6 protein-coding genes are annotated in these 7979 nt (G+C 23.8%); 2 read left to right on the top strand and 4 right to left on the bottom strand.

Annotation, left to right across the window (positions count from 1 at the left end; translation table 11 throughout):
- The first annotated feature begins 142 nt into the window (after positions 1-142).
- Positions 143-2923, top strand: coding sequence for a YidC/Oxa1 family membrane protein insertase (locus Q0K19_RS14495; RefSeq protein ID WP_297249205.1), 2781 nt, complete (start codon positions 143-145; stop codon positions 2921-2923).
- Positions 2924-2926: 3 nt separating this feature from the next.
- Here Q0K19_RS14495 and Q0K19_RS14490 read toward each other — a convergent pair whose 3' ends face one another.
- Both Q0K19_RS14490 and Q0K19_RS14485 read right to left on the bottom strand, forming a co-directional pair.
- Positions 2927-4324 (bottom strand): VWA domain-containing protein, encoded by a 1398-nt coding sequence (locus Q0K19_RS14490; RefSeq protein WP_297249203.1) that lies wholly within the window; start codon positions 4322-4324, stop codon positions 2927-2929.
- A complete protein-coding gene (locus Q0K19_RS14485; RefSeq protein ID WP_297249202.1) occupies positions 4311-5897 on the bottom strand; it encodes an AAA family ATPase in 1587 nt (528 codons plus the stop codon). The genes Q0K19_RS14490 and Q0K19_RS14485 overlap by 14 nt, the downstream gene beginning before the upstream one ends.
- A gap of 138 nt (positions 5898-6035) precedes the next feature.
- On the opposite strand from Q0K19_RS14485, the gene Q0K19_RS14480 reads away from it, so the two are divergent.
- Positions 6036-6650, top strand: a complete 615-nt coding sequence (locus Q0K19_RS14480; protein ID WP_297249200.1) for an HAD family phosphatase — start codon at positions 6036-6038, stop codon at positions 6648-6650.
- A gap of 49 nt (positions 6651-6699) precedes the next feature.
- On the opposite strand, the gene Q0K19_RS14475 is transcribed toward Q0K19_RS14480, so the two are convergent.
- Entirely contained in the window at positions 6700-7050 is a 351-nt protein-coding gene (locus Q0K19_RS14475) for a hypothetical protein (protein WP_297249198.1), read from the bottom strand.
- A gap of 18 nt (positions 7051-7068) precedes the next feature.
- Positions 7069-7632, bottom strand: coding sequence for a glycosyltransferase (locus Q0K19_RS14470; protein ID WP_297249196.1), 564 nt, complete (start codon positions 7630-7632; stop codon positions 7069-7071).
- Positions 7633-7979: the final 347 nt, after the last annotated feature.

Below are 7979 nucleotides of genomic sequence, written 5' to 3'. Positions count from 1 at the left end.
GCAAACCGCAAACCGCAAACCGCAAACCGCAAACCGCAAACCGCAAACCGCAAACCGCAAACCGCAAACCGCAAACCGCAAACCTTAACGAATTTACTTCTTGCTATAAAATCTCAAAAATCATTTTGTTGGGAGTATTGTAATGTTTTCTGATATACTTTACAGCCTAACAATATACCCTATAGAATTTATTTTAGAAACAATATTCTATTATTTTAAAGTAGCAACACAAAGCAGCTATACTGTAAGTGTTATTTTAGTAAGTTTAATTATTAATATATTATCACTTCCTTTGTACAATATCGCAGAAAAATGGCAGCAGAAAGAAAGAGATATGCAGTCTAAAATGAAGCCAATGATAGATAATATCAAATCTGTATATAAAGGAGATCAAGCATACTTACTTATAAGAACATGTCAAAGAATTAATGGATATAAAACAATTTATGCTTTTAGAGGAGTATTAGGATTATTAATACAAATACCTTTCTTTTTAGCTGGATACAATTTTTTTACAAGTTTGACTGGAGCAAATACTGAAAGTTTTTGGCTTATAAAAAGTTTAGGTGAGCCGGATAAAATCATTCATATTGGAAATTATTATATAAATTTACTTCCTTTTGTAATGACAGCTTTTTCATTGGCATCAACATTTGTATATTCTAAAAAATTAACATTTAAAGAATCAATACCTATATTTTTAATGAGTTTATTCTTCTTAGTATTTTTATATAATTCTCCTGCTATACTTTTATTATATTGGACTATTAACTGTGCATTTTCATTTTTCAAAAATATAGTTTTAATAAATTTTGATAAAATAAAAGATATAATAGATAACATATCAAATAATAAAATATTTATATTAGTTACTAAGATAATATATTATTTATACAGTATTTTTATATTTATAATGACTATTTTATATTTTTCAAGAAATATATTAATAAAAAAATCAGCAGTGGAATATCCATTTTTAAAAATATTTATTATACATGTTAGAACTTATAGAGATTTATTATTGATTTGGTTTATAATTTCAATTTTAGTTTTACTAGTATTTTTATCTAAAAAGAAAATATTAGATTCAATAAAAATAGAAAGTAAATTAAGATTAAAAATATTCATATCTTCATTAGCAACTATAACAATATTATCAGGTTTATTTATTTTAACCTCATTAATAGCATCTTCAGGACAAGAATTTGAAAATCCATTTAACATAATATTTACTGTATTTTTTAAATATATTGGTATATTTTTTGTGTATCCAATATTTTTATATTTTCTATTTTCAGAAAAATTTAAAAATAATATAACATTTATATTTATATTCATAACAATAATATCATTAGCCAATACTTTTATAATGGTAATGGATTATGGATATATATCTAGTAATTTTAAATTTGAATTAGAATATTTACTAATACCTAATTTAAAACAAATAATGATCAATATTATTTTTATACTATTAGCTTTATTTTTAACATTAATAATAATAAAAAAGAAATTAATAAATTTGGTATTTAATCTATTTATAATTGTAATAATAAGTTTGTTCACCATATCAATATTCAATTTTACAAAGATTAGCAGCGAACAAAAAAAATTACTAGAAATTACTTCTATTAGCAAAAACATTAATGATAATTATGATATATTTAACTTTTCTAAAACAGGAAATAACATATTTATTATAATATTAGACAGAGGAAATCCTGAATTTGGAAATCTAGTCTTTGATAGATTTGAAGATATAAAAAAAGAATTTGAAGGTTTTATATGGTATCCAAATACTGCGGCTTTTGGAGCTAATACTTTCGGAAGTATACAAGCATTATACGGGGGATATGAATATGTACCATTTGAATTAGAAGGAAAGTATAATTTAAAAGATAAGCATAATGAATCGTTAATTATGATGCCTCAATTATTTCATAATGCCGGATATGAATCAGTAACATTTGATCCTTCTTTTGCAAACTTATCCTGGACTCCGGATTTAACTATATTTAAAAATTATACAAATATAAAAGCATATAATCAAAATAATAGTATGATGGAAAAAGAGTTAAATAATTTACTCGATAACAATTCAAGTAATAATTTTAATACAAATTATATAGTAAACAATAATATAAATAGAGCTGTAAGATTTTCGTTATTTAGAATGCTTCCTGTTTTTTTGAGAAACAAATTATATGCTAAAAATGATTGGTTTATACCTAATTCTGGAAGAAATTTAGCTATTGTTGGTAAAAGTATACAAGAATATGCTCTATTACAAGCCTTAACAAATTTAACGAAAATAAATGAAAATGGTAATTATTTCAATATTATACATAGCGATACAACACATGAACCATTCAATTATAATAGCAATTTTATACCTTCATCAAAGATTGAAAATGTTCCAGATGAAGATATGAAATATTTTGGAGGCGACTTTTCTGCAAGAACTTATTATGCCACAGTTGCATCTTTTAAAGAGCTTGCAAACTTTTTCAAATATTTAAAAGAAAACAATGCATATGATAATACAAAAATTATAATAGTTTCAGATCATTCAGGATATTTTTCTCCATCTGTATTTGACGAAAATGATATGGGAGGATTTAAAATATTTAATGCTATGCTTTATTTTAAAGATTTTAACTCTAGAGGAGAAATAGTATCTAATAATACATTTATGACCATAGCAGATGTTCCATATTTAGCTGTTAAACATTTAGATAATCCTAAAAATCCATTTACAGGTAAAATTATAACTAATGATTATAAAAATATTAATGGTATTGATGTTATTGTAACAGCAGATGGAGATCCTAATGCTAACTTTGAAAAAAACTTTAATTATATTGCTAGTTATAATGTAAAAGATAATATTTTCATAAAAACTAATTGGACACAAATAAAATGATTTTTAATATATAGATTTTAATCCTGTGTCTATATCGAATATCCAATGTTTGTTAAATACTCTTCTATATGAATATCCGAATGGAAATCGACCTATAGATACAGCAAAATATTTATTGCCGTTATTTTTTTGTTTGCTGCACATAGTTACTAAATTATTAGGCATATCCTCCATTATAAAATCTGATAAAACCAATACATCAGCATTTCTAAAACTAGATGTATTCATCATTCTGTTTGCCTCATAAAGAGCTTTGTATATATCAGAACCTCCATGATAACTAAGCTTTAAAAATTTTATTAAATCTTCAATACCATTCTCTTTAGTAAATTTGCATGTATATATCTCAGTACTGAAATTAATAAGATAAGCATTTCTATTTTCAGCCAAAGCCTTCATAACCATTTTAAACATGGTAGCTTTTGCAATATATTCATTAATACCTTTCATGGAACCGCTTGTATCTATGCATATAATCATATCGCCTCTGCCTTCTCTATATCCGGCTCTCACTAAATGCTCCATTTCATTATTAAATACATAAGCACTTTTATCAAAGCACATAAGTCTATTTTCTATATATTTTAATTTAAATAATTTTTCACTTTCTTCATTGCATAACAAAGAAAGTTCTTCAGGTATAACATTTTCTAAATCTTTAGCAAAATATATTCCAACTATCTCTTCTTTGGAACTTATTTTTTTATTTGTATTGCTGTAAGTGTTTTTAAACTCAACATTCTTCAATGATTTTTCTATATCAATTCTTCTACCCATACTATCGCAAATGACTTCTATATCTTTATATTCGTTTATAAAATCAACCCATCTTTTAAGCAAGGATATGTCTTCCTCTTCCAACTCCCCTACTCTAAAATCCCATAATACGCCTGTCTTTATTCTTAATATATTTGACATATACTTTAATTTTTTTAGCAAATTAATCCAAGATTCTATATCAGAAATAAATTTATCCCTTCTTTCTTTTACTGTAGAAACAAGCCAATCATTGTTTTTTTTATTATAAGTTTTTTCCCATACTGAAATTATATTCTTTTTTAATATATTTAAATCATCTGAATTTGATAATTTTTCTCTCCAAAATTTAGTATCAATAGATAAAGCATTCAAACTGTTTAAATCATTGAATATATCTTCTTTACTAGTATTTTTTAATTTTTTTAATGCAATATCCAATTCGGTTTTATTATCCTGATACGGATTATTATCATTTAAAAATACATTTAAATCTTTTTTCCATTTAGTGATTTTTATTTCTAATTCTTGTGTTAATCTTTCATCATTATAAAGATTATTAAAAGCACTATTAAAGACTCCTTTAGCCATTGCTTCTGTTTTTTTTATTTCATCTTTATAAGAATCATTATTAAATTGTTTCATGCTCTTCTATTTCACTTTTTAATCTTTCTGCATCCAATTTTTCACTTTCAAGATTTTCTATATAAGAATTAAACATCTCTGTGAAAAAATTGAAATTTTCATCTGATATAAATATGCTTTTATTTGTATATTTATTTTTATTAAAGTCATTTTTAAAATTAGCTATAATATTTTCAATACTAGATATTAAAGACTTTATTAATTTCAAATAAGCATCTTTTTTTTCTTTTTCAAGTTTTTTAGGACTAACCTTTTTCATATAAAAATCAGGCTCTACCTCACAAAGAAACTCATAATTTTTTGAAAGCATACCGGAAACAAAACCATTTGCCAGAGTTGCAGAATTTATTTCAACAGTACATTTTTCAGAGCTATTAAAATTACATCTGAATTTTCTTGTTTGATTTCTTCCTATATCTAAAGGATAAAAATAACCTTTTTTACCTAATTGCTTTATTGGTATATAAATGATAGTTTCGCCTTTATTGCCGTATTCATCAATATTAATAGATAAAGTTTTAGCTATATGAGGCTTATCATCAATATTTTCTGTATCATAAGTTTTTTCTAAATTATAAAACTCATCATCTATATTTTGCTGAACACTCTTAAAACTTTCTTTCCATTCATTGATATTCTGATTATTCAAATCATAGCATAAACTTATAGCATTCTCCACTATCTTTTTGACTACATCAATATGCTCTTCTAAACTCCATAAACAATTATAAATTAAAATAGTTTCATAAATATCAACTTCATTTTTATTATTCAAATATGCTGCTGTTTTAAGTAAATAAGAAATATGCTGCCATCTTCTATCTGACACATATATTGCTATATCTCTATTATCTTCATTAAATTTTTCTATAGAAAGTTTTATATTATGAATGATATCAATAACAGATTTTGAAAGTTTTATATTATTTGCTTCTTTCCTTATATTTACCCATTCATCAGTTGAAATTCTTAATTCATCATCTATATTTACATAGGAATCTAATTGAGTATTTTCAAGTATCTTTTCAAAATTATCTCTGTTTTTTATATTATTTACTATTAAACGAACTATAAATCTATCATATAATGCTTCAAGTCCCTGACCTTCAGGAGGAGTTTCATTACTTGCTGAAATTAAAGCTTTTAACGGAACTTTTATTTCTTCGCTTCCATTTTTAAAAACTCTTTCATTTATTATAGTCAACAGAGTATTAAGTATCGCAGGCGTACTTTTCCATATTTCATCTAAAAATGCAAAATCAGCATCAGGCAAATATCCGTCAATTTTTCTTATATATTTATCATTCTTTAACTCTTCCAAACTAATAGGCCCGAATATATCTTCAGGCGTAGAAAATCTCTGCATTAAATATCCGAAATACTTTGAATCTTTAAATGCAGATGAGACTCTTTTTGCTATAAAACTTTTTGCAGTTCCGGGAGGGCCATATAAAAATATAGGCTTTCCTGCTATAGCACTAAGAAGAGTTAAAGATACAATTTCTTCCCTTTCATAAAGTCCTTCAGAAAGAAGTTTAATAATTTTTTCGATTCTAGATTTTGTATTTTTCATAAATATATATTTCTCTTAAAATTACTTTATCCTTACTTTTAGTAGTAAACTTATAAAAATATTATATCATTTTTAGTATAAATTGGAATTCCTTATTTTATATGTTATAATAAAAAATATTTATAAAAGGGTTTAGAAATGTTAAACAATAATATAAAACTACTCATATTCGATATGGACGGCACTATCATAGACAGTGCATATTTAAATTATTATTCATATTACAATGCTCTTAAAGAATTCAATATAGAATTAGACAAAGATTATTATTATAATAAATGCTTTGGACTTCATTATAAAGTATTTACAAAAAATATTTTAGAATTAAATAATAAACTTACAAACGATGAAATTAAAGATAATGAATTAATAGAATCTGTACATGATTTAAAAGAAAAGATATATTTAGAAAATCTCAATCTAATACAAATTCACCCATTCATATTAGAAACTTTAATAGATAACTATAATAAAAAAGAAAATAAAAAATACACAGCATTAGCAACAACAGCATCACCAAAAGGAGTATATGGAATATTAAAAGAATTCCAGCTTGAAAAATTATTTGATTTTGTTATAACAGGTAATGATGTAGAAAAAAAGAAACCTCACCCTGAAATATTTTTTAAATGCTTTAATCATTTCAATGTAGAAGAAAAAGAAAGCATTATATTTGAAGACAGCGAAGTTGGTCTTGAAGCTGCCAATCAAACTAATTCTTGGGTTATAAAAATAGAAAAATGGGCTAAATAAAATACAAAAAATTGCTGATAAAATTATATCAGCAATTTTTTATAAATAATTATTTTTTATTTTTTAAAAATTTACTAAAAAACATAGTAATAAATCCATTAGACCAACTAAATATACCAATCTTTATTGATATAATTAGATACTTAAAAAAATTCATTTTTTTATCAGATGAAAACTCTATACTCATATTATCATTGTCTAAATTTTTTTCAAAGTATCCATGATGAAAATTAAATTTATGATACCCTGTACCATCAAAACCAATATTATTCGTAAAAGATTTTTTTGAAGGCCAAACACATAATTTTTTTCTTTTATACATTATAAATGAATAATAAATATCCCATAAATTATTTTGAATATATAAATCATCTTTTACAGACTTTTTTATAGCAAGCAAATGAAACCATGAATATACTCATCCTAATATTTTATGTTTAATACTTTTATTATACCAAGAAGTATCACATGTATCCCAATTTATATTATTCCATTTACTCTTCCAAGTACCCCAACCCCAGCTATGAAAAGCGTATGTAAATATAACATCATATTTATGATTTTTAGTAGCATGTTTATGTGAGAATGCTGTTATAGCCATAACATCTTCATCATCTTTATAATAATTCAAAGCATTATTCATAAACTCAAGAAAATATTTATTAGTTTCTATATCATCTTCCAATCCTATAAAATATTCATGATTTTCAAATATAGTATTTACTGCTTTTACAGTAGAATATTTTATACCTAAATTTTTTTCAGCTTCATATATGTATACATTTTTAAAACCATCTTTTACAGTTTTAAGATACTTCCTAAGTTCAGAAACAGACTTTTTATCTTCTTCTTTGCTAGGAGCATCTGAAAATATATATAAATCCGTATCAATTGCTAAAGTATTTTTCTTTAATGCTTCAATTACTCTTTTTGTATGTTCTATTCTATTATATACAACTAATCCTACAGGTGCTAAATTCATAAAAACTCCTTTAATTTTATATATGACTTTTTGATAAATAAATTGATTTTAGAACTGATATATTTATTAAATAAGATACATATTAAAAAGAGTTATTATTTTTGTATTTTGAAAATACATATCAAAATATATTATTTCATTTTTAATTATCAAATAATATATTGAATTAATAAGATATATTTTTATTATTAGACTAGCTAGAAAAAAATCTTGCAACGCCAATAGAGGCTTTGTATTATAAAAAATAGAATATATTTTACAGTATATTAATGAGTTTTGAGTTTTGAGTTTTGAGTTTTGAGTTTTGAGTTTTGAGTTTTGAGTTTTGAGTTTTGAGTTTTGAGTTT

This window comes from uncultured Brachyspira sp., from assembly GCF_944393015.1.
Taxonomy (GTDB): domain Bacteria; phylum Spirochaetota; class Brachyspiria; order Brachyspirales; family Brachyspiraceae; genus Brachyspira.
The sequence above is the reverse complement of the archived record's forward strand: the minus strand, read 5'-3'. Positions and strand labels throughout refer to the sequence as shown.

Bases quoted from the DNA above. Each gene is read 5' to 3' on its own strand.
- Q0K19_RS14495 (WP_297249205.1), top strand. From the start codon at position 143: ATGTTTTCTGATATACTTTACAGCCTAACAATATACCCTATAGAATTT.
- Q0K19_RS14490 (WP_297249203.1), bottom strand. From the start codon at position 4,324: ATGAAACAATTTAATAATGATTCTTATAAAGATGAAATAAAAAAAACA.
- Q0K19_RS14485 (WP_297249202.1), bottom strand. From the start codon at position 5,897: ATGAAAAATACAAAATCTAGAATCGAAAAAATTATTAAACTTCTTTCT.
- Q0K19_RS14480 (WP_297249200.1), top strand. From the start codon at position 6,036: ATGTTAAACAATAATATAAAACTACTCATATTCGATATGGACGGCACT.
- Q0K19_RS14470 (WP_297249196.1), bottom strand. From the start codon at position 7,632: ATGAATTTAGCACCTGTAGGATTAGTTGTATATAATAGAATAGAACAT.